This window comes from Polynucleobacter sp. JS-Polo-80-F4, assembly GCF_018881965.1.
Taxonomy (GTDB): Bacteria; Pseudomonadota; Gammaproteobacteria; order Burkholderiales; family Burkholderiaceae; genus Polynucleobacter.
Genome location: NZ_JACVPI010000001.1, coordinates 76,990 through 100,891 on the forward strand (window position 1 = coordinate 76,990; position 23,902 = coordinate 100,891).

Annotated in this window: 22 protein-coding genes; 9 read left to right on the forward strand and 13 right to left on the reverse strand. The window is 45.6% G+C overall.

Annotated elements, in window-relative coordinates; translation table 11 throughout:
- Positions 1-11: 11 nt before the first annotated feature.
- The 4 genes from ICN20_RS00370 to ICN20_RS00385 all read right to left on the reverse strand — a co-directional run bounded on the left by ICN20_RS00370 (position 12) and on the right by ICN20_RS00385 (position 4,920).
- Positions 12-1,280 carry a DUF3300 domain-containing protein gene (locus ICN20_RS00370; protein WP_216237245.1) on the reverse strand — a complete coding sequence of 423 codons (1,269 nt, stop codon included), beginning with the start codon at positions 1,278-1,280 and terminating at the stop codon, positions 12-14.
- Between the two features lie 75 nt (positions 1,281-1,355).
- Positions 1,356-1,970 carry a hypothetical protein gene (locus ICN20_RS00375; RefSeq protein ID WP_216237247.1) on the reverse strand — a complete coding sequence of 205 codons (615 nt, stop codon included), beginning with the start codon at positions 1,968-1,970 and terminating at the stop codon, positions 1,356-1,358.
- Positions 1,970-3,202: an exo-alpha-sialidase gene (locus ICN20_RS00380; protein ID WP_216237249.1), complete on the reverse strand. Its 1,233-nt coding sequence runs from the start codon at positions 3,200-3,202 to the stop codon at positions 1,970-1,972. Before ICN20_RS00380 ends, ICN20_RS00375 begins: the two co-directional genes overlap by 1 nt.
- Positions 3,199-4,920, reverse strand: coding sequence for a glycosyltransferase family 39 protein (locus ICN20_RS00385; RefSeq protein WP_216237256.1), 1,722 nt, complete (start codon positions 4,918-4,920; stop codon positions 3,199-3,201). Before ICN20_RS00385 ends, ICN20_RS00380 begins: the two co-directional genes overlap by 4 nt.
- Positions 4,921-5,101: 181 nt before the next feature.
- On the opposite strand from ICN20_RS00385, the gene ICN20_RS00390 reads away from it, so the two are divergent.
- The 3 genes from ICN20_RS00390 (at position 5,102) to ICN20_RS00400 (ending at position 7,290) form a co-directional block, all read left to right on the forward strand.
- Positions 5,102-5,434 carry a c-type cytochrome gene (locus tag ICN20_RS00390; protein ID WP_216237258.1) on the forward strand — a complete coding sequence of 111 codons (333 nt, stop codon included), beginning with the start codon at positions 5,102-5,104 and terminating at the stop codon, positions 5,432-5,434.
- A 14-nt stretch (positions 5,435-5,448) separates the two neighbouring features.
- On the forward strand, positions 5,449-6,723 hold the full coding sequence (locus tag ICN20_RS00395; protein WP_216237260.1) for an NAD(P)/FAD-dependent oxidoreductase: 1,275 nt from the start codon (positions 5,449-5,451) through the stop codon (positions 6,721-6,723).
- 108 nt (positions 6,724-6,831) lie between these two features.
- Complete coding sequence (locus ICN20_RS00400) at positions 6,832-7,290, forward strand: phosphate-starvation-inducible protein PsiE (protein ID WP_216237262.1); 459 nt, start codon at positions 6,832-6,834, stop codon at positions 7,288-7,290.
- Positions 7,291-7,294: 4 nt separating this feature from the next.
- Here the strand turns inward: ICN20_RS00400 and ICN20_RS00405 are convergent, their stop codons facing one another.
- The gene (locus ICN20_RS00405; protein WP_216237264.1) at positions 7,295-8,716 is read right to left on the reverse strand and encodes a TAXI family TRAP transporter solute-binding subunit; all 1,422 of its coding nucleotides are present in this window, start codon (positions 8,714-8,716) and stop codon (positions 7,295-7,297) included.
- An 86-nt stretch (positions 8,717-8,802) separates the two neighbouring features.
- On the opposite strand from ICN20_RS00405, the gene ICN20_RS00410 reads away from it, so the two are divergent.
- A complete protein-coding gene (locus ICN20_RS00410; RefSeq protein ID WP_216237266.1) occupies positions 8,803-9,504 on the forward strand; it encodes a pirin family protein in 702 nt (233 codons plus the stop codon).
- Between the two features lie 15 nt (positions 9,505-9,519).
- On the opposite strand, the gene ICN20_RS00415 is transcribed toward ICN20_RS00410, so the two are convergent.
- Genes ICN20_RS00415 through ICN20_RS00430 form a run of 4 tightly spaced genes read right to left on the reverse strand, consistent with a single transcriptional unit; the run spans position 9,520 to position 13,244 of the window.
- Positions 9,520-10,491, reverse strand: coding sequence for a tripartite tricarboxylate transporter substrate binding protein (locus tag ICN20_RS00415; RefSeq protein ID WP_216237268.1), 972 nt, complete (start codon positions 10,489-10,491; stop codon positions 9,520-9,522).
- A gap of 28 nt (positions 10,492-10,519) precedes the next feature.
- Positions 10,520-11,569 carry an Ldh family oxidoreductase gene (locus ICN20_RS00420; RefSeq protein WP_216237277.1) on the reverse strand — a complete coding sequence of 350 codons (1,050 nt, stop codon included), beginning with the start codon at positions 11,567-11,569 and terminating at the stop codon, positions 10,520-10,522.
- Positions 11,570-11,575: 6 nt separating this feature from the next.
- Positions 11,576-12,310, reverse strand: coding sequence for a GntR family transcriptional regulator (locus ICN20_RS00425; protein ID WP_216237279.1), 735 nt, complete (start codon positions 12,308-12,310; stop codon positions 11,576-11,578).
- A 1-nt stretch (position 12,311) separates the two neighbouring features.
- Positions 12,312-13,244, reverse strand: coding sequence for an SMP-30/gluconolactonase/LRE family protein (locus ICN20_RS00430; protein WP_255534578.1), 933 nt, complete (start codon positions 13,242-13,244; stop codon positions 12,312-12,314).
- Positions 13,245-13,385: 141 nt separating this feature from the next.
- Between ICN20_RS00430 and ICN20_RS00435 the strand changes: the two genes are divergently transcribed.
- From ICN20_RS00435 to ICN20_RS00450, 4 genes are all read left to right on the forward strand, one after another.
- Positions 13,386-14,321, forward strand: coding sequence for a 3-hydroxyacyl-CoA dehydrogenase family protein (locus ICN20_RS00435; protein WP_216237281.1), 936 nt, complete (start codon positions 13,386-13,388; stop codon positions 14,319-14,321).
- 102 nt (positions 14,322-14,423) lie between these two features.
- A complete protein-coding gene (locus ICN20_RS00440; protein WP_216237284.1) occupies positions 14,424-15,971 on the forward strand; it encodes a UxaA family hydrolase in 1,548 nt (515 codons plus the stop codon).
- A 61-nt stretch (positions 15,972-16,032) separates the two neighbouring features.
- Positions 16,033-17,013, forward strand: a complete 981-nt coding sequence (locus ICN20_RS00445; RefSeq protein WP_216237291.1) for a DnaJ C-terminal domain-containing protein — start codon at positions 16,033-16,035, stop codon at positions 17,011-17,013.
- Positions 17,014-17,018: 5 nt separating this feature from the next.
- The gene (locus ICN20_RS00450) at positions 17,019-17,321 is read left to right on the forward strand and encodes a chaperone modulator CbpM (RefSeq protein WP_216237293.1); all 303 of its coding nucleotides are present in this window, start codon (positions 17,019-17,021) and stop codon (positions 17,319-17,321) included.
- On the opposite strand, the gene ICN20_RS00455 is transcribed toward ICN20_RS00450, so the two are convergent.
- Complete coding sequence (locus ICN20_RS00455; RefSeq protein ID WP_216237301.1) at positions 17,322-19,256, reverse strand: ATP-binding cassette domain-containing protein; 1,935 nt, start codon at positions 19,254-19,256, stop codon at positions 17,322-17,324.
- 67 nt (positions 19,257-19,323) lie between these two features.
- Between ICN20_RS00455 and ICN20_RS00460 the strand changes: the two genes are divergently transcribed.
- The gene (locus ICN20_RS00460; RefSeq protein ID WP_216237304.1) at positions 19,324-19,920 is read left to right on the forward strand and encodes an ATP-binding protein; all 597 of its coding nucleotides are present in this window, start codon (positions 19,324-19,326) and stop codon (positions 19,918-19,920) included.
- Between the two features lie 60 nt (positions 19,921-19,980).
- On the opposite strand, the gene ICN20_RS00465 is transcribed toward ICN20_RS00460, so the two are convergent.
- The 3 genes from ICN20_RS00465 to ICN20_RS00475 all read right to left on the reverse strand — a co-directional run bounded on the left by ICN20_RS00465 (position 19,981) and on the right by ICN20_RS00475 (position 23,840).
- Positions 19,981-20,607, reverse strand: a complete 627-nt coding sequence (locus tag ICN20_RS00465) for an OmpW family protein (RefSeq protein ID WP_216237306.1) — start codon at positions 20,605-20,607, stop codon at positions 19,981-19,983.
- Positions 20,608-20,774: 167 nt separating this feature from the next.
- Positions 20,775-22,208, reverse strand: coding sequence for an oxygen-independent coproporphyrinogen III oxidase (gene hemN, locus ICN20_RS00470; RefSeq protein ID WP_216237308.1), 1,434 nt, complete (start codon positions 22,206-22,208; stop codon positions 20,775-20,777).
- Positions 22,209-22,226: 18 nt separating this feature from the next.
- A complete protein-coding gene (locus ICN20_RS00475) occupies positions 22,227-23,840 on the reverse strand; it encodes an NAD(P)/FAD-dependent oxidoreductase (RefSeq protein ID WP_216237310.1) in 1,614 nt (537 codons plus the stop codon).
- Positions 23,841-23,902 lie beyond the last annotated feature (62 nt).

The window sequence follows — 23,902 nt, forward strand, 5'->3', positions numbered from 1 at the left end:
CTAAATAAAAGTTAACGTCTAAAGCCGCTCATATGGCCGCCGCCAAATCCACCCGCATGACCACCACCGCCACCACCAAATCCGCCCATGTGGCCACCACCGCCACCGCCAGCAAAGCCACCCATATGCCCGCCGCCAAATCCACCATCACGTCCGCCACCACCAAAACCTCGTGAACGATCTTGATTGCCATCAAAGCGCGCTTGATCGCGCAACTCATTTTCTTGAGCAGCCTCGCGATACTCGTTGGGGTTCACTCTATCCATCTGGGCATCATTACGTGCCTCTTGATTTAGACGCGCCGCTTGATTTCTTTCTTGAGGAGTTGCATCTCTCTGAAATGCATTATTGGCGCGCTGACCATCCATTCTGGCGGCCTGCCTCTCCTCGGGGGTGGCTTTATTTTTCCAATCGTTCAGCAAACGCTGTTGATTGGCAACGTTTGCCGGCCCGATAATTGCGCGAGAAGGTATGCGTCCGGATGCATTGATGTTCGTTGCATTAATAGTTCCATTATTCCAATTGGGTTGAGCCCAAAAACCATCGCCAATCATAAAACCCACACCAAAAGTCATCAGACCCCAATCAGGGTCATAGATAGGATACGGCGGGTACTCTGGATAAGGCCATGGCCCATAAACTACTGTGGGGTTATAGCTTGGGATATAGACCACTGTTGGGCTAGCTGGGCCAATCAGAATATTTCCGCTTGCATCAGTGGTGACCTTTATTTGTTGGCTAGACTTCAAAGTGCCAGAAGCAATAGCCATTTTTCTGAGAGCTTGTACTGCTTTCATAGTGTCTGCAGCTTGGAGCTTATAAGCATTGCCTAGATTCTGAGTCCACTCTAATTTTCTACCCATCATATTGAATGCTTTTGGAAACGCTATTAAAGATTTAACGCTGTCATTCCAGGTTTGTGCATTGAGTGCATTCTGTAGATCGTCGCCTTTCAACGAGGCATTACTAGTGCGCCAGTTATAGGCTTCTGCAACTTCTAGAGGATAGGTTGAGGCTAGCAACATCAGTGAGAGCAGAGAGTCGGGGTATAGCGCTATCGGCGAGACCAATGACTGTAATTGCTCTGAAGAAATATTTTGTGGGCCAGCGTTGTAGATAGGTTCCTGGGTGTAGCTCTGAGGGTAATATCCGCTGTATTGGTATGGGCCAGGATTCATAACGCATCCATTGAGGAGGGATCCAAAAGCAATTGTTGCTAGCGTTAGCAATCCCACTTTTTTATTGAATGCAGGAGTACTTTCTTGATGTGCGTGTTTCATATTTACCTCAATATTGATCCATCTAAATAACTTGCTAGATTCACCCTACTCTACTACGTTGCATTTAAATGGACATTAACCTGGTCTAAATAAATATCCAGATCGCGCCTTATCGCGACGTTTTCTATACAGCATTCCAATCAAGGCAATAAGAGCCCAGATAGCCAAAAATGGATCAAGCAGGTAATCCCAAAGGTTCGCAGATTCATGCCAATGTGCTGCCCACGCAATGATGGCAATAGCAATAATCCAAACACCCATACTCCAGTTGGCCAATCCACAGACCAGCGCAAAAAATAGTACTGCCATTAAAAACGTAATCGTTCCATATCCCCATGCATAAGGATCAATCATTCCTACGCCTAAGGCGAATGGATAAAAACACAAAGAGATGATTGCTACCGTTAACTTAAAGATCATCGGTGCAGGCTTATTGGTAGGCAGTAATGAGCTCCATAACAATAGCGTTAGGACAATACTGAGGTCACCTGTTGCGCCCCGTATATAAGCGACCAAAGGTAAATCCATACCCATAGGCCAAAATAAGAGATTGCCAATCAGAATCACAAGAAATGCTTTTACAGTAAATGGAAAAGGATTTGGGGTGAATTTTTGCAAGGCCCACACGCACACTACCGCGCACGTAATAGACAGCTCAATTAATGCCAAGCTTTGCATGTATGCATTCATTATTGCGCCTCCTGGCGTGATGCTTCTGCTTCTATGGATTGCGCCTTACTTAAGGAATGCTTTAACCAAGCACCAGAAAAATAACGATGGCGAATCTTTTTGCGGTCCCAGGTGTAAACCAAATGCGCATCATCGCCATCAACCGTGATTAAGTATGGGTATGAAAATTCTTTACGCTGCGCCTCAGGCAAGGCCTCATCATCTTCTAAGACCTCAACAGTTTGCCATTGTGATTTGGGATCACTTATCAATAAAACCAAACGATAGCGGCCGTTTTCAATATTATTCAAAACCAAAATACGTGACCCATTTTTAAGAGCTAAGCCCGCTACCGCAGAATTAGGATTAGCAATCCCCAAATCTTCTGACGGTTGCCAGCTTTGGCCGGCATTTTGGGTATGACTTACTGGTATTTGTTTTGGCAAACCTGCGCTACGCGTCTGGCGAAAATAAGCGTTGGCATCCTGCGCATCATTCACAAAAATCAAGGGCTGAATTGCACTGCGGCCAGAACTCATTCGACGTTTATCAATAACTTGACCCGCCTCTATCCTCAAGAACTCTCCAAAGCGACCTATCCACTCGTGATAGGCAGGCAAACCCAGGAGTCCATCAGAGAACATGACGCTTGGTGATTTAACCAGCGTGCTTAAATTAAGCAAAGGCGAACTAATTAAGCGCTGAGGATTGCTCCAGGTTAAACCTTCATCATCGGATGTCATTGCAGATATTGAGCTTCCAGCCCAACCACCCATAGAAACCGTCACAAAGAATAATTGCAAGCGCCCATCAGATAATCTCGCGGGCACCGGGTTACCCAACTTGGCGATATAGCGTGAAAGACGCTTCTCCGCATCAATGCGATCAATCACAACAGTAGGCGCACTCCAGTTAGCAGACCTCGAATCGTATACAGAGCTATAGATAGATACGTCAGCAGCGCCTTCACGGCTACCGGCGAACCAAAATGCCCTCACTGCACCATCTTTTAGGGCAATCATGGATGCGGCATGAACTGAAGCAGCACCTGTATCAGGCAGCCAATTGGACTGAGGGATAGGAATGCCCACTTTTATTGAGCCCTTTGATTTGGTGGTGGTAGATTCCTCCACCACCTCGTCAGCCTGAGTAGCTGAAATCACAAATGGCACCCAAACTGGACGGCTATCAATATGCAGAAATCCAATCACTGCAGCAAGCAATAAAAAACACAGGGCAATGACACGACTCATCTACAAACATCCTTTAGGTTTGATAAATCTGGATTGGGTGCCGATGTAGAAACTACATACTCATTTACAAATAAATATTTGCCAATCTGCCCCATCAACATCTCCCTAATTTCTTCAGTGGAGTGACGAGCCCTCATTTCCATTCTTTGCCCAACTATCTGACAAGAATCGCAGAGTATTGGCTGAACCCCCAAGGGAGCATGAACGGCTACCAAGGGATAAGCAGATGTTAGGGTTGCTATATCAGCAGCATCTTTGGCTAAATAACCATGCAGTTTTGCACCTGGCAGCAACAATCGATATTCCTCATCTTTTGCGCGATAGTCGCAAGGAATCCAGACATCCTTGCCCTGCAACTGCGCAATGGTTTCCACAGAGTAGCGCCCTAAACGACCCTCTAGTGGAGCAAGACTGCTGGTCAAAGCGCAATAGACTAGAAAACAAGCAGCTAAAGAAAAGGTTTTGGTGAGGTTTCGTTTGAATAGACCCGCTAAGATAAGCATTAATCCTGCAGCCATGAGAAGCCAGTGGCAATAGGGATATATCCACTTGCCTGCGTCCCCCAGGAACTGTGAGAATTGCAGATTGATACCAATCCACGTTAATAGCGATAGCACTAGCAACTGCAAAAGTAATGCGATGCGAAAGCCCCATAAAGGCAATCGATCCCAATACAGAGCAATCAAAGCTGCAAATGCAGGCATCACTGGCAAAAGATAGCGACCAGATCTTTGGCTAGGCACACTGAACACCATGAAGAATGCTGCAATCATTAAAAGGAGGAGAACCTCTTCCAAGCTGAGAAACCGACGAGTACGCCAGCACTGCACCAAACTAGAAATTAATACAAAGCTAAATAAACCTGCATTGGCTATCGTAGTGAGCATTAGAAGCCATATGCTGTCACCACCCCGCAAAAGATCCATGAAGTAACTAGACTGACGTGCGGCAAACTTACCGGCATTTTCACCTACTACAAATTCTTTCCAAACGGCCTCTGGATTTGGATCCACGGCAAACCATAGTGCAAACACACCTAGGGCAAGTGCAGCAATCATGATTAATTTATATAGATCTCGGATGATTACTTGAGGAATACTCCACTGCCGCCAGCGCCAATAGTAGAGACCCATAGCAAATGTGGCGGGCACGATATAAGCAAATGATTTTGCAAATAAGGCGAAACCGAAACACACTCCAGCCATGAGCGGAAAAAAGAATTTAGATTCGAGCGCACCCCTACCCCAATACAAGACTGCCAAAAATGGTAACGATATCCAAAAGACTTCGGGAGGGTCAGCCAAGAATGGCCGACCGTAGCGATAGGTTGCAAAAAATGAAAGCCAAACTACAGCAGCCAAGATACCCGTTTGTGTTTTGCCACTAAATCGACGAACCGCTAAAAATAAGAAAAATGCTGTGAGGCTGGTATATAAAACGCTAGGCCAACGTAAATCGGCTAGAGTCCATTCACTTGCCCAATGGGTGCTCGCAATGCCCTGCCAAAAAATGAGTGGGGGCTTTGTGTTTTTAATGCCGTCCATTTCAGACTGGAGTGGAAGCCAGTGGCCCGAATCAGCAGTCATCCGCACAATATGCATATAGGGGTACTCATCGCCGTTTTTAGGGGCAAATCGGCTATCCAAACCATAAAGGTAGGTAAATACACCTAAAAGGAGTATCAATATGGCAGAACGGTAAGAAAATGTACCTCGCATTCCTATAGTTTATAGGGCTTAGCAGAAACTCGAATAAAAATGGTGATATCCAGATTTTCGAATGAGCTTATGAAAAATGTGTCTGAAATGAATACCCTATTTCAGCGCCTTCTTGATTAAGATGCTAGCAAAGCAATATGTAGTTTATTACCCGGAAATATTCTGAACGGAGACAGATTTTATGTGTGCAAAGTTTTTAAAACCCGCAGTCTTATTGTCAATTTATATTGGCATAAGTCATTGGAGCGGAACCGCCCTTGCCCAAAATACGGATGCAAGCAATTTATATAAGCGCGGCCTTGCAGCAACCTGCGCTAATTGCCATGGAACTGATGGAAAAGGTGTGGTTGATGGCGGAATGCCACTGATTAATAACCTTACTAGCGAACAAATGCTGACTCAACTCAAGGCATTTAAATCTGGCGCACGCGAAGGTACCATCATGCCCCAGTTAGCTAAAGGCTATACGGACGAGCAACTCGAAACCATCTCCAATCAACTTGGCAAGAAATAAGAAGGAATCACATCATGGATCGTCGACACTTTATTGGCCAAGGCACTGCAGCGCTTGGCTTGCTCGCTGGCTTCTCAACTCCAGCCACCGCCAATTTAAAAAAAGCAGAAATTGTTGTCATTGGCGGGGGGTACGGTGGCGCTACTGCTGCAAAGTACCTGCGCTTATTTTCGAATAACACCGCCAATGTAACGCTGATTGAACCCAATACATCCTTCGTTTCATGCCCAATGTCCAACTTAGTTATTGGTGGATCACGTAGCTTGGCGGAGATTACCTCCCCTTATGACACCCTCAGCAAACGTCATGGCATCAAGATTATTCAAGATAGTGTTGCTAGCATTGATCCGGATAAGAAAACTGTGAAGCTGGCCTCTGGAAAAACTCTGCGTTACGACAAAGCAGTTGTATCGCCAGGAGTCTCTCTCAATTTTAAGAGCATTGAGGGTCTTGCTCAGGCGAATAAGGATGGCGTCACCTTGCAAGCTTGGAAGGCTGGACCAGAAACGGTCGCCTTACATAAACAAATCGCCGCTATGCGAACCGGTGGCACCTTTGCAATCAGCATTCCTGAAGCGCCTTACCGCTGCCCTCCCGGACCTTACGAGCGCGCTTGTCAAGTAGCGAATTACCTGAAGCAACACAATCCTAGCGGTAAAGTGCTGATTCTAGATGCCAACCAAGATGTCACTTCTAAGGGCGCACTATTCAAGAAGGTATGGGCTGAACAGTACTCCGGAATTATTGAGTACCGACCAAAAAGTAATGTCGTTGGTGTGGATGCCAAAACCAAAACACTCAAGCTGGAAGTTGAGGATGATGTCAAAGCAGACGTATTAAATGTCTTGCCACAAATGGCTGCCGGTGAAATCGCTATTCAAACTGGCTTAGCAAACTCCAATGGTCGCTGGGTAAACGTGAACTTCTTGAACTTTGAATCCACTGCACGCAAAGATATTCATGTTTTAGGAGATTCGATCCAAGTTGCCTATGCAATGCCTAAATCTGGCCACATGGCCAACCAACATGCAAAAGTCGCGGCTGCAGCAATCGTGGCAGAACTCAGTGGCTGGGAATTAAATCCTGCACCAGTACTCACCAATACCTGTTACAGCTTTGTGAATGACCGAGAAGTGGTTCACGTCGCCAGTGTGCATCAGTACATTGCCGCTGAAAAAACCTTTAAACCGGTTCCAGGCTCTGGAGGGCTCTCCCCAGCACCTTCCACCCTAGAAGGAGTCTATGCCTGGGGCTGGGCTCACAATATCTGGGCCGATAGTTTGGGTTGATCAAAGTCAATACTTCCAAAAAAAGGGGGCCTTAGCGCCTCTTTTTTTGTTTACATGGCTCGATAGATACCTATACTGAGGAAAATATACTAAAAACTCGGAGGCTTAATGAACATGACCCCTACCTCACCTAAAGATGCATCTAAATTAGAAGATGCGATTGAAAAATGGACTGTACCTATCGGCAACTTATTTGTCTCATTGTTTCATCGGATTGCATTGTTTGGAATCGGCGCAGCAACTGTTTGGTCAGCCGCCGTTGCATTCCTGGGAATGGTGCATAAGGGCTCAGCCTCGATTGAAGACCTGCTCCTGCTTTTTATCTATTTAGAGATTGGCGCGATGGTGGGTATTTATTTCAAGACCAACCATATGCCAGTACGCTTTTTGATCTACGTAGCGATTACCGCAGTTACTCGCCTCATTATTGATTTAGTCAATACTAAACATGAGGCAGACCTGCCCATTCTCTATATGGGCTTAACCATCCTGATACTAGCTTTGGCTAATGCTGTAGTTCGCTACGCATCATTTAAGTTCCCGAGCAGATCCGGCGAGAGTGAATAAGACTCTATAAGAGGGGCTGCGCGCTCTCCCCCTCTCCCTCACTAAATTGATAGGGGTGAATGCCCCTATTTAAGCAATTTCGCACATAGTCAATGCTGGTTCGCAGGGAATAGTAATCACTAGAGAGGTGTTTTGAGATTTTAATATTCAGAGCCTGATACTCAAGCAAATTAAGTCTTTTCAAATACTCATCCCGCTGCTGATTGTCAAAGCCATTTAGCAACTCTTGCTCCAAAGCTTTTAGCGAGCTATATAAGCGATGAATCTTATTTTTCATGCGCTTGGCCCGATATCCTGGCAAAGCCTGCAAAAGTGGATACCCCAAAATACAGAAAGGTAGTACTACAAACATGAGACGACTAATGAGCTCTGCTACCCAAAACGGAAAATAGGCTGCCAACATCGGATAATTGTTTTTCTCGAAATGAACCGCTACAGGGCTTTCGGGCAGCATGGAATCCTTGAATGATGGAAACTCCCCACGTTCAGAGAAGAAAGATTCTTTTCCATTAATTTCTTTAGCGGCCTCTAGAAAAAGAAATTGTATGGCGGGATGCATACGATCATCAATCAATAGAATTGTTGTGGTTGCCAACATCTTCATATCGGTTGCTGGGAAGTTACGTGGCAGATTAAAGGCCCCTTGGGGGATATGCAAGATATTGAGATAAGGCATTAATTTGGCATAGGCTGCCGCACGCTTAAAAGTAACCAGATGTAATGATTTGTCATTAAGCAAACTTTGCACATTAGGAGCCTCGTAAGAATCTACGATAAAGGCTCCATCGATCTCACCTGCCTGCAGCGCTTTGACTGCGTCATGTCCAGCAAGATTGAGAACTTGTATCCCCTTCTCATAGCCGGCAGCCTTTAGTATTTTGGTTGACTGTGCATAGGTCCCGCTGCCCGGAATTCCGACAGAAATCTTTTTATTGGCAAAATGTTGAAGTACGACGCCAATCGTATCGGACTCAGCAGTCTTTAGCTCTGAACCGCGATAAAAAAACCAAATAGGATCATAGGCAATTGCACCTAAGGACTGAATACCAGTGACTTCCTGAGCATGGTCCACACCGGCTTGAACAAAAGCAGCCTGTACGGGATCTTTGCGATCTGCTAAGCGATCAATATTCTCTTGAGCCCCCGTTGTGGGTACCAACTCTAGAGTAATACCCTTTGCCTTGAAAAACTCGACATACTTTTTTCCGAGGTCTTCATATGAGCCACCTGCAGATCCAGTGGCCATGAGAACGTGTCTTGGAGGAGGTGGGTCTGAATACCACCAAATACCCATCAAGATTGTCAGTAGCAGAATCAGAATCGGCCAAGTCTCATGTAAAAATTGAGTGAAATCGCTCCAGCTCTGCTGAGCGCTCTCAGATATACCTAGGCATGTCTCTTGAAGGTCTTCTTTAAAGCTTCCCATATGTTACCAATCAGCAAATTTCATTAAAGCTAATGATAATAGGCTTATTCTGATTCTTTCAATTGGCCCTTAAACACCCTTAAAACATGATAAATCTTAGAAAATCCCAAGAACGTGGCTACGCTGACCATGGTTGGCTCAAAAGCTTCCACTCCTTCTCATTTGCTAGCTATCATGACCCCCGCTTTATGGGCTGGGGAAATCTCAGGGTGATTAATGAAGATCGCATAGCTGCAGGAAAAGGCTTTGGCAAGCACAGCCATCGCAATATGGAAATTATTAGCTACGTCCTATCTGGAGAATTGGCGCACGAAGATAGCATGGGCAATATCAAAGGAATCCCGCCAGGAGATGTCCAACGAATGAGTGCGGGCAATGGAGTAACACATAGCGAGTTCAATCACGCCAAAGATCAAACTACGCATTTTCTGCAAATTTGGATAGAGCCAAATGTTTCTGAAATAGAACCAAGCTACGAACAAAAGTCCGTCCCCAAAATAGAAAAAGACGGTAAGCTACGTATCATCGCATCCGCAACCGGCAATGATGGCGCCGTGAAAATCCATGCTGACGCCACAATATACGCAGGACTTTTTAATGGCCCTGAGACAGCGGCCTTAATATTGGATCCAAGTCGTAAGGCTTATGTTCACCTGATTAGTGGGACTATCGATATTAACGACCAGCCACTAAATGCCGGCGATGCTTTGCTGATTCAAGATGAAAGCAAACTGGAAATTAAAAATGGAAAAGGCGCCGAAGTCTTAGTATTTGACCTCAGCGCCTAGTATGTATAACGTTATTTAGTCTAATTTAATTTTAGATTTTTCAATAACTACTTTCCACCTAGCAATTTCAGTGTTGTATAGATCGGTGAATTGCTGAGTATTCATAGGTGCGATCTGAACCCCCGCCTTCTGAAAGCGCTCTTTCATTTCTGGAGTGTCCAATACTTTCAACACTGAATTGTTGAGCGCATGCACAATGTTGTTTGGCGTTCCAGATGGAACAAACATTCCTTGCCACAAAGCCATCTCGTAACCCTTAACGCCAGCCTCTTGGATCGCTACTAATTCAGGGGCGCCACTAAAGCGTGCTTTACTAGTCACTGCTAAAGCCCTTACCTTCTCACCCTTGTACAAAGGAAGACCCACTGGCATACCGGCAAAATAAAAATCGATTTGACCACCAACTAAATCGGTTGCCGCTGGCGAACCGCCTTTGTATGGAATGTGAATAGCCTGCGTACCAGTAGTCGCTAAAAATAATTCTCCAGCCATGTGATCTGAGTTACCAATCCCTGAGGAGCCAAAACTTAATTTACCCGGCTCAGCCTTTAGCATTGCAATTAATTCAGCAACATTTTTAGCGTTGGAATTATTGTTCACAATCAGAATATGGGGAGTAGCAGCAACACCCACTACAGGCAATAAATCTTTTTGACCATTAAATGGCAACTTTGGATTAGCCGCCACATTAATGGCAAGGCCATTTTGGGCAAACAAGATCGTATAGCCATCTGGAATACTTTTTGCAACAGCATCAGCCGCTAGACTCCCGGCAGCGCCACCTCGGTTCTCCACAATGATGGGTTGCTTTAACGCAATACTCAAATCATTAGCAACCATCCTGCCAACAATATCTGTCGAACTGCCAGGCGCATAACCAATCAACATCTTGATTGGTTTATCTGGATAAGCTGCCAGAGCTGACCCTGCTATCACAGGAACTATTACTGCACTTATTGCTATGTTTTTTATTAATTTTTTAAACATATGTCTCCTCCAGTAATTTGGTATTTTTTTAAAACCTTAAAACAGGGATGCCGCATTCCTGAGCACAATCATTTAATGCCTCTAGCAACTCAGGCGAGACTGGGATGCCACTTTTACTTCTCTCTGCCATTGTTTTTGCTGCACCCTCACCTGGAACACGAATTTCCTTTACTCCCGGTAATGTTGATGAACTCTTGATATCCTCAACTAAATCAATAACGCGCCCGATAAAGGCATCTTTATCACCAAATGCACTGGGATCAACTGCGATGATCGTTTGACCGGTATTGGTAATTACGTCGTGATGTGCATTGAAGTCGATCGTTCCCTTGCCTACGGCTGCGTTGTTTAAGGCTCCCGCCAATAATCCAATCATGACAGCCAGACCATAACCCTTATATCCGCCGATCGGCAATAAAGAGCCTTCTGAAGATTTATGAGGATCGGTAATGGGATTGCCCTGACGATCAATCATCCATCCTTCGGGAATGGGTTTGCCCTTTTGCGCCGCCACTTTGACTTTCCCATATGCGGCTACTGTTGTGGCTATATCTAGCAGCACCATGGGGTGGTCACCCGCTGGAACCGCAATCGCAATCGGGTTGGTAGAAAGCAATAAATCAATTCCGCCCCAAGGTGCCATATGATTTGCATTGCCAACGGCCATATATATACCGATATAGCCTTGCTCAGCTAACTTGCGAACATATACCGACGCAGCACCTGAATGATTGCCATAGTGACTGCCAATCCAACATACGCTGTGCTGCCTCACCTTTTCAATCGCCAGATCAACAGCCCTATTCATCACTAAATGACCTAGCGCGTTATCGCCATTGATCAGGGCGGTGGCACCTTGTTCGCGTTCAATATGAATATTGGGGTGCAAGTTGATGCCGCCAGCCCGTATTCTTTTCAGGTAGGCGGGCAGACGAAAAATGCCATGCCCGTCAGCACCAACAAGATCAGACTTCACCATCAGACTTGCGGTGATGTCTGCATCACTTGCAGGAACGTTTTCTGATTGAAGTGCGCTCGAGATAAATCTTTCAGCGTCAATAATAGATAAATAATTCATCGTGATTTAAGCCTCTGAGCTCGCCTTAAATTCCATGCTGTAGACATACTTATTCTCTGGATGGTGCGTTACCGTGACTTCAAATAATTTGTCTTGGTCATCAAAATAGCGTCGAATAATTACCAGGCATGCAGTTTCAGGCTTGATGCGAAGTTTTTCAGCAATTTCAGGTGTCGCCTGAGAGGCATATACATCCACTTCCGCTCTCTCGATGCGGGCGCCATATTTTTCCTCAATCTGCTCATACACCATTACTTGGGTATGCTCTGGATCTTTTGTCAGCGAAGCAAACTGAGGCAGGATATAAATATCCGTCCAGGCAATCACCTCTTCAGCTTGTTGACGCTTACGAATTCCGCCAATGTGATACCAAGATGATCCAATCGGAGCCCCGACTATCTGACTGAGGGATTTATTCAGCTCTATAAACTCTTCGACTAGGTTCTGGCGATAGGTATCACGGGAGTAACTCAGGATATCAATTGGAGAGTTGTAGCTTTGAGTGAAACGTCGTAAGCGCTGCCTAGATACCACTTTCGTAGGCGCACCTTGATGGCGATAAATCAGGCCATTGGACTCAAGAATTTGTAATGCATGTCGCAGCGTATGTCGACTGGACTGAAAATCCCGACAAAGATCCGCCTCGGCAGGCAAGACGGATCCCACGGGCCAATCACCGTTATAAATACGTTGCTCTAGCGTCTTTGCTAGAGATTTATATAGCGGTGATCGCTGGCTCAATTTAGGTAAGTCCAAACATTTTTTTACCAGCAACTGGCAAACGAGCTTTCAGGATGTCGCCAGACAAAGACTCAGTAATGTAGAGATCTTTGCCATCCGCCCCACCAAAACACATATTAGCCAAATGATGGTGATGTGGGTTCTCAGAGTAGATTAAGTGCGTTGGCAGCATATTGCTATCAAATCTCCAGATACCAATACCAAGGTGGCATACCAATAGGCCATTTTCTGAGTCCATTTCAATTCCATCTGGACCTGCAACACCACCCGTTAACTGAATTGCAACCCCAGTCTTAGAAACAGAACCGTCAGCCATCAAAGGCAATCTCCAGATTTGCTGTGATCTTGTAGCAGCTACAAACACATGCTTTTCTTGAGTATTCAAGGTAATGCCATTAGGGCTTGGAACATTGAGCGCTAAGCGATCTAATTGGCCATTGGCTCGCAATCTAAATACGCGACCAGTTGGATCGGCAATACCAGTCTGCCCTTGGTCAGTGAAATACAGATCGCCGTTAGAGGCGAAGTGCAGATCATTTAATCCCTTAAAGTTTTCGCTGTACATTGAACCTAAGATAGTTTCAATTTTTCCAGTCTTTGGATCTAGCGCTATCAAACCAGCTTTGTAGTCACAAATAAAGGCGCGGCCATCTTTATGAAACTTCAAGCCGTTTGGCCAGCCATCGTATTGCGTAATCAGCTCCCACTCTCCCTTGGTATCGATACGAAAAATACGGCCAAAGGGAATATCAACAAACCACAAATTACCTTCGCGATCGAATGAAGGCCCCTCTAAAAAGCATTCAACTTCTGCGCCTTGACGATTTGGGTCAGACCAGCCAGTACGGGATTTCTTGCGAAATTTCTCCGGCATGGTTGAAAAAACTTCCGTTTTAATTTTCTCAACGGGCTGGAAAGGGTTATGCATCGTCATAGAGTGTTTCCTAGGGTAAGTTATACGGATAAGTAAGTTCTAATATAAAACAATTAAACCATAAATAATGATAACCTACGGTAAATATTGATCAGAATGTAGTCCATCTTTTTTATTACTTAACCGTATAGGTTTATAAATATGAAATCTGTAGCTGTTATTGGAACCGGAATTATGGGTGCTGGCATAGCAGCCGGCTTTATTGCCCAAAACATCCCCGTAGTCATACTGGGTAGATCAAATGACAAGGCTGATGCCTGCTTGGATAAGGCCATCACCCTTGCAAAGAAAATTGGCATGGCTGGAGATAGCGCTACTAGAGAAGAATCTGACATTAAGAAGCAACAATTCATTGGAACCCTAGAGGATTGGCAGGGCTGGAATCAATTCTCATGGGTCATTGAGACAGTTGCCGAGAACTTAGACCTAAAGAAACAGGTCTTCAAATATCTCGATCAAGTTGTGCCAGCAGATGTTCCCATTGGTAGCAATAGCTCAGGTTTTCCCATTAGCAAAATCGCAGAAGGCCTCAAAACTGCAAATCGCATGATGGGTGCCCACTATTTCATGCCGGCAGAAGTTGTCCCCTTGGTTGAAATTGTGATGGGGCAAAAAACTGAACTCCAGTATGCGGAACAAGCTTGCGAACTTTATAAGGCTATCGACAAGAAACCTGTCTTAGTAAAGAAAGATATCCCTGGATTTTTGGCCAATCGTATTCAGCATGCATTGATGAGAGAGGCACTCTCACTGGTGCAGGATGGCATTGCTACGCCCGCTGATATTGATGATGCAGTGCGCTATAGCTTTGGCTTTCGCTATGCTGCTGTTGGCCCAATGACACAGAAAGAAATTTCAGGATGGGATGGGATGGCAAATGCCGCGAAAGAAATTTATCCATCGCTCTCCAATATCACTACCCTACCCCCAAAAGTAGTTCAGCTCATGGCCGAAGGAAAAACAGGTATGAAAGCTGGGGAGGGATTTAGGAAGTGGACACCAGAAGAAATTAAAACGGTTTCTGACTCTTACTCGCGTAGATTAAAGGCTGCTTTTGATGTTCTTAATATTGAATAATTGAGCAATCCTGAACTTGTCTATGCAAGGCAACTTGAGGCCCATTATGAAGAAATCCGGCACAACTGCTAAATAAATAAACCATCTCATCGAAAGAATTCCATGATTGAAATTTCTGAAAAGCGCTTAATAGGCCCAATTATTCGCCTACACCCAAACGACAACATTGTCGTAGCGCGAATTGATATTGCTATTGGCACTGAAGTTCCAAGCGAAAGCTTTACAAGTCGCAGTCAAGTGCCTGCTGGTTATAAGATTGCTGCCAAAAAGATTCTTAAGGGTGAGGCTATCCTCAAATACAACGTTACGGTTGGTTTTGCTAACGTCGACATTGAGCCAGGCACCATGGTTCATAGCCACAATACAGAATTCCGAGAATTTGATCGTGATTACGCTTATGCGAGCGAATTCAAACCTACGCAAATGCTGCCAGAGTCAGAGCGCGCCACCTTCCAGGGCTACGTCAGGCCCAACGGCAAAGTAGGAACGCGCAACTTTATCGGAATCTTATCCACCGTCAATTGCTCGGCAACGGTAGTCAATAAGATTGCTGACTGGTTCACTCCAGAGAGACTAAAAGACTTTCCAAATGTGGATGGGGTAGTGGCATTTAGTCATGATATCGGCTGCGGCATGGAAATGAGTGGCGAGCCAATGCAATTACTACGTCGCACGATGGCTGGTTACGCGCGTCACCCCAATCTCGCTGCCGCACTCATCGTTGGCTTGGGCTGTGAACGCAATCAGCTTAAAGGTCTGATGGAGCAGGAAGATCTGACTGCTGGCACCAATCTACATACTTTCATAATGCAAGAATCTGGCGGTACACGTAAAACTATTGAAGCAGGTATTGAGGCTGTTAAAGCCCTACTTCCAGAGGCCAATAAAGCAAAACGTGAAACAGTTTCTGCCAGTCATTTATGTGTTGGCTTGCAATGCGGAGGGTCAGATGGTTTTTCTTCCATTACAGCTAACCCCGCATTAGGTGCAGCGATTGATATCTTGTCTCGTCATGGTGGCACCGGAATTCTTTCGGAAACGCCAGAGATTTATGGTGTTGAACATACCCTTACCCGTCGCGCAGTAAATCAAGCGGTTGGTGAAAAGCTGATTAAACGGATTCGCTGGTGGAAGGATGAATACTCAGTTGGTAGAGATGTACAAATTAATGGACAAGTCAGCCCTGGAAATCAAATCGGTGGCTTAGCCAACATCTTTGAAAAATCCTTAGGCTCCTCTATGAAAGGTGGTACTGGCCCCCTCATGGAAGTCTATAAATACGCTGAACCGGTAAACACTAAAGGCTTTGTATTTATGGATACCCCTGGCTTTGACCCTGTTTCAGCCACTGGTCAGATTGCTGGCGGCGCCAATCTCATCGCCTTTACTACTGGCCGCGGCTCCATGTTCGGCTCCAAGCCAGCGCCCTGCATCAAGCTTGCTACTAATACCCCCATGTATCAACGACTTACAGAAGACATGGACATTAACTGTGGCGAAATCCTAGATGGGACCGTATCTGTTCAAGAGATGGGACAAAGGATATTTGAGCTCTTCCTCAGAACAGCATCTGGAGAAGCCTCCAAGAGCGAGCTCCTTGGTTTGGGTGACTATGAATTTGTGCCCTGGCAAATTGGGGTCATGAGCTAAGAGAACTGTAGAATTAATCCTAATAGCTCAACCCAGATAGAAACCGAACTGAAACAGGCTTATGAAATTTAGGGATTACTACGAAACACTCGGAGTTGCTCGTGGCGCTACTGAAGCAGACATTAAGTCAGCTTATCGGAAGCTAGCTCGCAAATATCATCCGGACGTCAACAAAGATGCTGGTGCTGAAGAGCAGTTCAAGCAAATCGGTGAAGCATATGCTGTTTTAAAAGACACTGAGAAACGCGCCGCCTACGATCGCTTTGGCGAGAACTGGAAAAACGGTCAAGACTTTACCCCTCCCCCTAATTGGAATGAAGGCTTTGAATATTCTGATGGTGGTTTTGGTGGTGGTAACCCAGGCTATGGCGGAGGCTTTGAGGGTGATCAAAGCGAGTTCTTTGAATCACTATTCGGCAGAGGCAAACATCGCCAAGGTGGACGCGGTGGTAATACTCGTCAGGGAATGAACTTCAAAGGCCAAGATCATCACGCCAAAATTTTGATCGATTTGGCTGATGCTTATAACGGAGCGAAGCGCACTATTGCATTACATATGCCTGTGCAAGATGCGAATGGTCATGTCAGCACTCAAGAACGCAAGTTAGATGTCAGCATTCCCAAAGGTATTAAGGCTGGACAAAACCTCAGACTGACAGGCCAAGGTGGACCTGGTGTTGGCGAGGGTCCTGCAGGCGACCTTTATCTGGAAATTGATTTTCATCCAAACCCTATCTATCGCATAGAAGGCAAGGATGTTTTCATTGATATTCCTTTAGCGCCTTGGGAGGCTGCTCTGGGAACAACGGTGAATGTGCCAACCCCAGCAGGAAGCACTTTGGAGTTAAAGATTCCAGCTGGAACAGTTGCGGGTCGCAAAATGCGACTCAAAGGAAAAGGCATTCCAAGCGCAGAGGCAGGTGATCTTTATGTAGTGCCTTCTATCGCCCTACCGCCAGCCGATACAGATGCACACAAAGAAGCCTATCAATCCTTTGAAAAGGCTTTTGATTTCAACCCCAGAACTCACTTGAAGGGATGATTGATATGACATCAACCAATATCACCTGGATTGAAGGCGCAGTTGTAGAGAATGAAGTTCACATGACGATTGTGGAACTCTCTCATGCATCACGCACTCCTGAGGATCTCATCATGACTTGGGTTTCGGAGGGAGTACTGAGCCCAGTGGGATCCTCTCCTCAAGATTGGCGCTTTAGTGGCGACTCTTTACGAAGAGCAAAAACTGCTGCGCACCTTACGCATGATCTGGAGCTCAATGTGCCAGGCGTTGCCCTGGCGCTAGACCTGCTTGATGAAATCGCCCAGTTGCGGGCTCGCTTAAAGTAATTAGGATTCCGAACGACTTAGAAGAAGTTCCCAGCGCTGCAGCTTTTGATCTAAGTCTGCAGTAATTTCACTCAGACGCGCTTGCATACTGGCTGCTAACTCAGGTTCATTTTTATACAAATCTGGATTGCTCATTGCAATACCAATATCAGCCTGCTCTGTTTCTAGCGTCTCGATTTGTAAGGGCAAGACTTCTAACTCTTGACGCTCTTTACCATTGAGCTTTTGAACACCACTTTTAGCGACTGGCTTATTTTCTGCCTTAGCTTCCACCTTAGCTTCGATCTTTACCTCCGCCTTAGCTTCTGCTTTATCTCCAGATTTTGCATTGGCTGCTCGAATTTTGTCTGAACGCGCTTTCTGAATTTTCCAATCTTCGTAGCCACCCTCATATTCACGCCAGAAGCCATCACCCTCATTAGCAATAATGCTGGTAACCACGTTATCTAAGAAGTAACGATCATGACTAACCAAGAAAACCGTGCCCTTATAGTCTTGCAATAGTTGCTCAAGTAAATCTAAGGTATCAATATCCAAGTCATTGGTTGGCTCGTCCAAGACCAAGACGTTTGCAGGGCGAGCAAATAAGCGCGCCAACAGTAAACGATTGCGCTCACCACCCGACAAAGTGCTTACTGGAGAATTCGTTCTTTCAGGCGCAAACAAGAAGTCACTCAAGTAACTCTTGACGTGCTTTTTATTGCCATTGATCTCAATCCACTCACTACCCGGGCTAATGTAATCCTCTAATGAGGCATTTAGATCCAAGCCTTCACGCATTTGATCAAAGTAAGCTACCTCAATCCGTGTTCCCATTGTTGCGGTTCCCGAATCAGGTGTAATCGTTCCTAAAATCAATTTAAGCAAAGTTGTTTTGCCCGCACCATTAGGACCCAATAAGCCCACCTTATCGCCACGCAAAATCGTTGCCGTGAAATCTTGCACAATCGGACGATCGTAGGATTTACTCACGTTTTGCAAATCGGCCACAATCTTGCCGCTTCGATCCCCAGCAGACACTGCTAACTTAACCTGCCCCATAGCATCTCTGCGTTCGGCGCGGCTACTGCGTAACTTTTCCAAGCGGGCGATCCTGGCAACACTTCGAGTGCGACGTGCCTCAACCCCTTTACGTATCCAGACCTCTTCTTGCGCCAATAATTTATCAGCGCGGGCATTTGCCAAAGACTCAGAGTTCAGCTCCTGCTCCTTAAGAACTTCATACTGAGTAAAGTTCCCGGGATAGCTACGGAGAATGCCGCGATCTAGCTCCACAATCTGTGTACAAACGTTATCCAAGAAAGCACGGTCATGGGTAATCAGAATGACTGAGCCTTGATATTCCTTGAGCAACTCTTCTAACCAGGCAATCGAATCTAAATCCAGATGGTTGGTTGGCTCATCCAATAGAAGGACATCAGGCATCTCGACTAAGGCACGCGCTAAGGCAACGCGTTTTTTGGTACCACCAGAAAGCGTATTGATTTTGAGGTCTGCTTCGAGATGCAATCGGTCTAGGGTTTCATGAACACGTTGCTCCCAATTCCAACCACTCAAAGCTTCTAATTGGGACTGCACTTCGTCGAGTCGATGATGGGAGGCATCATCCCATTCACCTACGCTAAGAGCCTCATACTCCTCACGCAAGGCCTTAGCTTGAGCAACGCCTTTGGAGACAGCATCAAAAACAGTTTCTTCAGCCTCAAAAATTGGCTCCTGTGGAACATATGCAATGCGAAGGCCTTGCTGATATTGCAGCAGACCATCATCCATTTTTTCGATACCAGCCAAGATCTTCAGCAAGGAAGATTTGCCAGTGCCATTGCGGCCAATTAAACCAACACGTTCACCCGATTCGAGTGAAAAAGCAGTGTTTGCGAGGAGGTCAACGTGGCCAAAAGCCAGTTTTGCATCAGTGAGTACGATTAAAGCCATGGCGACATTATCGCCACTTCCCCAAAAGAGGAGATATTTCTGCCAATATCTGCGAGACTAAGCACATATGGTTTGCAAATTAACACCCTCTGCGCCCCGCCTCATCCTCTTTGCAGGGCATGCTGGCACTGGGAAGTCGACCCTAGCCAAGAAGGCCCTGCCTCTAATTATTGAGAAAACAGGAGAGGATTTTTTCTTTCTCGACAAAGACACGGCCTATGGGGCCTTTAGCGCCCATGTCATGAAGCTAACCACTCAGAACCCCAATGATCGTGATAGCCCCTACTACCTGGAGAATTTACGTGATTGGGAGTACCAAGGTCTTATTGATATTGCTAGAGAAAATTTGCTCTTAGGGGTTAATGTCATTCTTGTTGGACCATTTTCTAGGGAGATTCAAAGCGGCAAGATGTTCGATGCACTGGCTCTTGGGATTCCACCTCAAACCAGCATTCAGATTGCTTGGATTGATTTAGATGAAACAGAAGCAAAGCAGCGGATGACTAAACGTGCTGACCCTAGGGATGAATGGAAGCTTGCACATTGGGATCAATACACCAAGCGCCGGACTGAACCACCAGTCCACACTTCATTGCATTGCTTTAATAACAAAAACTTTAATGAGCTCGCATTCAATAGGCTGATTGATGACCTAGCCTTGTAATTAGAAGTAAAAAAATAGGACCCCTAAGGAGCCCTATCTCAAGACCTAAGAACTAAATTCTTAGAACTTGTAAGTTACGCCAACAGCAGGCATCCATGGGTTCAATGTCAACTTACCAACGTTTGCACCGCCAGCAACAGTCTGTACGTTTGTCGCAATCGTTGCGTATTTAACATCCACGTTTAAACCCCAGTTTTTGTCGAACATATAGTCCATACCAACTTGACCAACAACGCCAAAGCTTGATGGCTCAACTTGCAAACCTGCGCCACCACCATAGAAATTTTGACGGTTACCGAAAACGGTGTAGTTAACACCAGCACCGATATAAGGCTTAAATGCACCTAGGTCAGTAAAGTGATATTGAGCCAGCAATGATGGTGGCAAGGCTGATACCTTGCCAATGTTGGTACCACCTGCAGTGATGTTGACCTGTTGCGGCCAAGTTAATACAAGCTCTGCAGCAATATTCTTAGTAAAGAAGTAAGAAACGTCAAATTCAGGAATCCACTGATTTTTTGCCTGTACGTTTAGTGCCTGTACAGCGCCAGTTTGACCATTCTGCCAAAGGAGATCAACAGCACGAACACGAACCATCCAAGGATTCTCTTCCGCTTGTGCTTGAGCTGCGATTGGGGCTAAGGATGCTACTGCAGCCATTGCTGCTACGAGTGACTTAATACGCATGATGGTTTCCCTTTTGTTATCAATTTCGATGTAACCATTTTCGAATTGATACAAACGCAGCAATTGATGTAAATCAAATAGACAGCACTTGGGATTTTTTTGTTTGCCTAAAAGCAACAGTGTTTATGAGCTTATTTGATCTAGATCAAATGACCTATGGCTTACGCCTACAAAACCTTAGAATAAGTACCTTTTGCTTGCGACTCTCTGAGATGTCGGTCGAAAGTCATAGCCACCCTTCTTGCTAGAAGACGGCCCTTGATAGGGACCAAAATACTCCCCTCCTGCCAATTGAGAAGTCCAGCTTCTTCTAGATTTTTTAACTCTTCAATCTCTGCCTTAAAGTAGCTTGAGAAATCAATCTGATGAGAGGCTGCAAAAGCCTTGGTATCCAATGCAAATTGGCACATCAATTTCCCAATAAGCTCACGGCGCAAAAGATCATCTTTGTCGAGTTGCAGTCCTCGCAATACTGGCAAGTGTCCGCCATCAATTGCCTCGTAATATTCATCTAGAGTGCGTACATTCTGCGAGTAGCAATCATCTATCTTGCCAATTGAAGAAATTCCGAAAGCCAATAGGTCGCACTCTGCTTGGGTCGAGTAGCCCTGAAAATTACGATGGAGCTTGCCTTCTTTCTGGGCAATCGCTAACTCATCGTCAGGCTTAGAAAAATGATCCATGCCAATAAAGACGTATCCGGCCTCACCAAGGCGAGCAATAGTATTGGAAAGAATATCTAGCTTATCAGCAGCAGCTGGTAAATCCGCTTCTGCAATTCGGCGTTGTGGCTTAAAAATATGCGGCAGATGTGCATAGTTATAAACAGACAAGCGGTCTGGATTCATGGCCAAGACTATATCTATAGTTTCTTTAAAGGTTTCAGGCGTCTGTTTTGGCAGGCCGTAAATTAAATCCACACTTCTCGATTTAAACCCATACTTCCTGGACCAATCCATCACTGCTTGAGTCTCTTCAATTGTTTGCACACGGTGTACAGCTTCTTGGACTGCTAAATTAAAATCCTGTACGCCCAAGCTGATACGGTTGAAACCTAACTCTGCCAAGAGGGCAATATCTTGCTCAGTAACACGCCTTGGATCTATCTCAATCGAATACTCACCTCCGGGCAAGAGCTCAAAATGCTGGCGTGTGTGAAACATCAACTCAGTCATTTCTTCGTGCGATAGAAAAGTAGGTGTGCCGCCACCCCAATGCAATTGCGTTACAGGAATCTTCTTCTGGGCACCCATGGCTGCAGTAACCATGGCCATTTCTTTGGCAAGGTACTTAATGTACTTAGCGCTGCGTCCATGATCTTTTGTGATGATCTTGTTACAGCCACAGTAGTAACAAATATTTGGGCAGAACGGCAAATGAAAATACAACGAAAGAGGTTCGTTTGCTTTGGCTACCCTATTTAAGGCGCCCAAATAGTCAGCCTCAGAGAAGTTGTTATGAAAACGATCTGCGCTCGGATAAGAGGTATAGCGGGGCCCATTGATATCAAACTTCTTCAACAACTCCGGATGAAATAAAACTTCTTTTTCTTCGTTTTTTTCTTTTACTACTATGGATGAATGAGTTGCTACGGGGTTCATAGAGCTCTTATGTGGAAGTTACTTTGACAGATAATCTAGCGCTACTGCTTCTGCCACTTTAATCCCATCGACACCAGCAGACAAGATCCCACCCGCATAACCCGCGCCCTCACCCGCTGGATAAAGGCCTTTGATATTCAAGCTTTGGTAATTATTGCCCCTGGTAATTCGCAAGGGAGAGGAAGTACGTGTTTCTACGCCAGTCAATACAGCATCTTTCATAGAGAAGCCTTTGATTTGCTTTTCAAAGGCAGGGATCGCCTCCCGAATTGCTTCAATGGCGTAAGCAGGCAAGCTGTCTGCAAGATCGGTTAAGTGAACGCCGGGCTTATAGGAAGGCATAACGCTGCCGAACTGTGTTGAAGGCTTACCCTCCAGAAAGTCACCAATCAGCTGGCCTGGAGCTTCGTAAGTGCCACCACCCAATTCAAAAGCCTTGGATTCAATAGCGCGCTGGAATGCGATACCAGCAAGTGGGCCGCCGGGATAATCCTCTGGAGTAATGCCAACAACAATACCCGCATTGGCATTGCGTTCGTTACGCGAATACTGACTCATGCCATTGGTCACTACACGATTGGGCTCCGAAGTCGCAGCGACCACTGTCCCACCTGGACACATACAGAAGCTGTAAACGGCGCGGCCATTTTTGGCGTGATGGACTAATTTGTAATCTGCTGCACCAATCAGTTCGTTACCTGCATGAGGGCCAAGGCGTGCTTTATCAATCAGAGACTGGGGATGCTCAATTCGAAAGCCGACTGAGAATGGCTTGGATTCCATGAAGACGCCGGCATGATGCAGGGCCTCAAAAGTATCGCGTGCACTGTGGCCAAGCGCCAAGATCACATGGTTAGCCGGTAAATCAGGCTGACCTTCTATTTTGACACCAGTAATTTGTTCATTCTCAATATCAAATCCAATGACCTTTTGTGAAAACCGAATCTCTCCACCTAGATCAATGATTTCCTGGCGCATCTTCTCAACGACACCCACCAAGCGGAAGGTACCGATGTGAGGTTTAGCTACATAGGTAATTTCTTGTGGAGCACCAGCTTTTACAAACTCATTAATTACCTTGCGGCCATAAAACTTAGGATCTTTAATTTGGCTATACAACTTGCCGTCTGAAAACGTACCAGCACCACCCTCACCAAATTGCACATTGGATTCTGGGTTCAGGACATTTTTGCGCCATAAGCCCCAGGTATCTTGCGTGCGCTCTCGTACTTTTTTACCGCGTTCGAGCACGATGGGTTTAAAACCCATTTGGGCCAGGATCAATGCAGCAAAAATTCCGCATGGCCCAAATCCAACGACAACGGGTCTTAGCGATTTGCCATCAGTTATTGAATCAGGCGCTTTTGCTACAAAGTGGTAACTCGTATCTGGGGATGGTCTTACATGGCTGTCGCCTGAAAATTGCTTGAGAAGAGCCTCTTCATGTTTTACAGATAAATCAACCGTATAAATGAAAGAGAGCGCAACGTTTTTTCGGGCATCGTAACTGCGCTTAAAGACGTCAAATGCAATTAAGTCTTTAGCGTCCAAGTTGAGACGCTGAAGAATCGCCTTCTCCACCGCTTCAGGAGCATGGTCAATTGGCAGACGTAATTCAGTAATACGGATCATGAGTTTTACGATACACAGTAATTTGAGGCATTTCCAGGCTCATTGCGAGCCGCAAGCCAAAT

Excerpts from the sequence above, each read along its gene's own strand:
- ICN20_RS00450 (WP_216237293.1), top strand. The coding sequence starts at position 17,019 with ATGACATCAACCAATATCACCTGGATTGAAGGCGCAGTTGTAGAGAAT.
- ICN20_RS00465 (WP_216237306.1), bottom strand. The coding sequence starts at position 20,607 with ATGCGTATTAAGTCACTCGTAGCAGCAATGGCTGCAGTAGCATCCTTA.
- ICN20_RS00410 (WP_216237266.1), top strand. The coding sequence starts at position 8,803 with ATGATAAATCTTAGAAAATCCCAAGAACGTGGCTACGCTGACCATGGT.
- ICN20_RS00420 (WP_216237277.1), bottom strand. The coding sequence starts at position 11,569 with ATGAATTATTTATCTATTATTGACGCTGAAAGATTTATCTCGAGCGCA.
- ICN20_RS00440 (WP_216237284.1), top strand. The coding sequence starts at position 14,424 with ATGATTGAAATTTCTGAAAAGCGCTTAATAGGCCCAATTATTCGCCTA.
- ICN20_RS00405 (WP_216237264.1), bottom strand. The coding sequence starts at position 8,716 with ATGGGAAGCTTTAAAGAAGACCTTCAAGAGACATGCCTAGGTATATCT.
- ICN20_RS00390 (WP_216237258.1), top strand. The coding sequence starts at position 5,102 with ATGTGTGCAAAGTTTTTAAAACCCGCAGTCTTATTGTCAATTTATATT.
- ICN20_RS00435 (WP_216237281.1), top strand. The coding sequence starts at position 13,386 with ATGAAATCTGTAGCTGTTATTGGAACCGGAATTATGGGTGCTGGCATA.
- ICN20_RS00380 (WP_216237249.1), bottom strand. The coding sequence starts at position 3,202 with ATGAGTCGTGTCATTGCCCTGTGTTTTTTATTGCTTGCTGCAGTGATT.
- ICN20_RS00430 (WP_255534578.1), bottom strand. The coding sequence starts at position 13,244 with ATGACGATGCATAACCCTTTCCAGCCCGTTGAGAAAATTAAAACGGAA.
- ICN20_RS00415 (WP_216237268.1), bottom strand. The coding sequence starts at position 10,491 with ATGTTTAAAAAATTAATAAAAAACATAGCAATAAGTGCAGTAATAGTT.
- ICN20_RS00445 (WP_216237291.1), top strand. The coding sequence starts at position 16,033 with ATGAAATTTAGGGATTACTACGAAACACTCGGAGTTGCTCGTGGCGCT.
- ICN20_RS00460 (WP_216237304.1), top strand. The coding sequence starts at position 19,324 with ATGGTTTGCAAATTAACACCCTCTGCGCCCCGCCTCATCCTCTTTGCA.
- ICN20_RS00370 (WP_216237245.1), bottom strand. The coding sequence starts at position 1,280 with ATGAAACACGCACATCAAGAAAGTACTCCTGCATTCAATAAAAAAGTG.
- ICN20_RS00400 (WP_216237262.1), top strand. The coding sequence starts at position 6,832 with ATGAACATGACCCCTACCTCACCTAAAGATGCATCTAAATTAGAAGAT.
- hemN (WP_216237308.1), bottom strand. The coding sequence starts at position 22,208 with ATGAACCCCGTAGCAACTCATTCATCCATAGTAGTAAAAGAAAAAAAC.
- ICN20_RS00395 (WP_216237260.1), top strand. The coding sequence starts at position 5,449 with ATGGATCGTCGACACTTTATTGGCCAAGGCACTGCAGCGCTTGGCTTG.
- ICN20_RS00475 (WP_216237310.1), bottom strand. The coding sequence starts at position 23,840 with ATGATCCGTATTACTGAATTACGTCTGCCAATTGACCATGCTCCTGAA.
- ICN20_RS00385 (WP_216237256.1), bottom strand. The coding sequence starts at position 4,920 with ATGCGAGGTACATTTTCTTACCGTTCTGCCATATTGATACTCCTTTTA.
- ICN20_RS00455 (WP_216237301.1), bottom strand. The coding sequence starts at position 19,256 with ATGGCTTTAATCGTACTCACTGATGCAAAACTGGCTTTTGGCCACGTT.
- ICN20_RS00375 (WP_216237247.1), bottom strand. The coding sequence starts at position 1,970 with ATGAATGCATACATGCAAAGCTTGGCATTAATTGAGCTGTCTATTACG.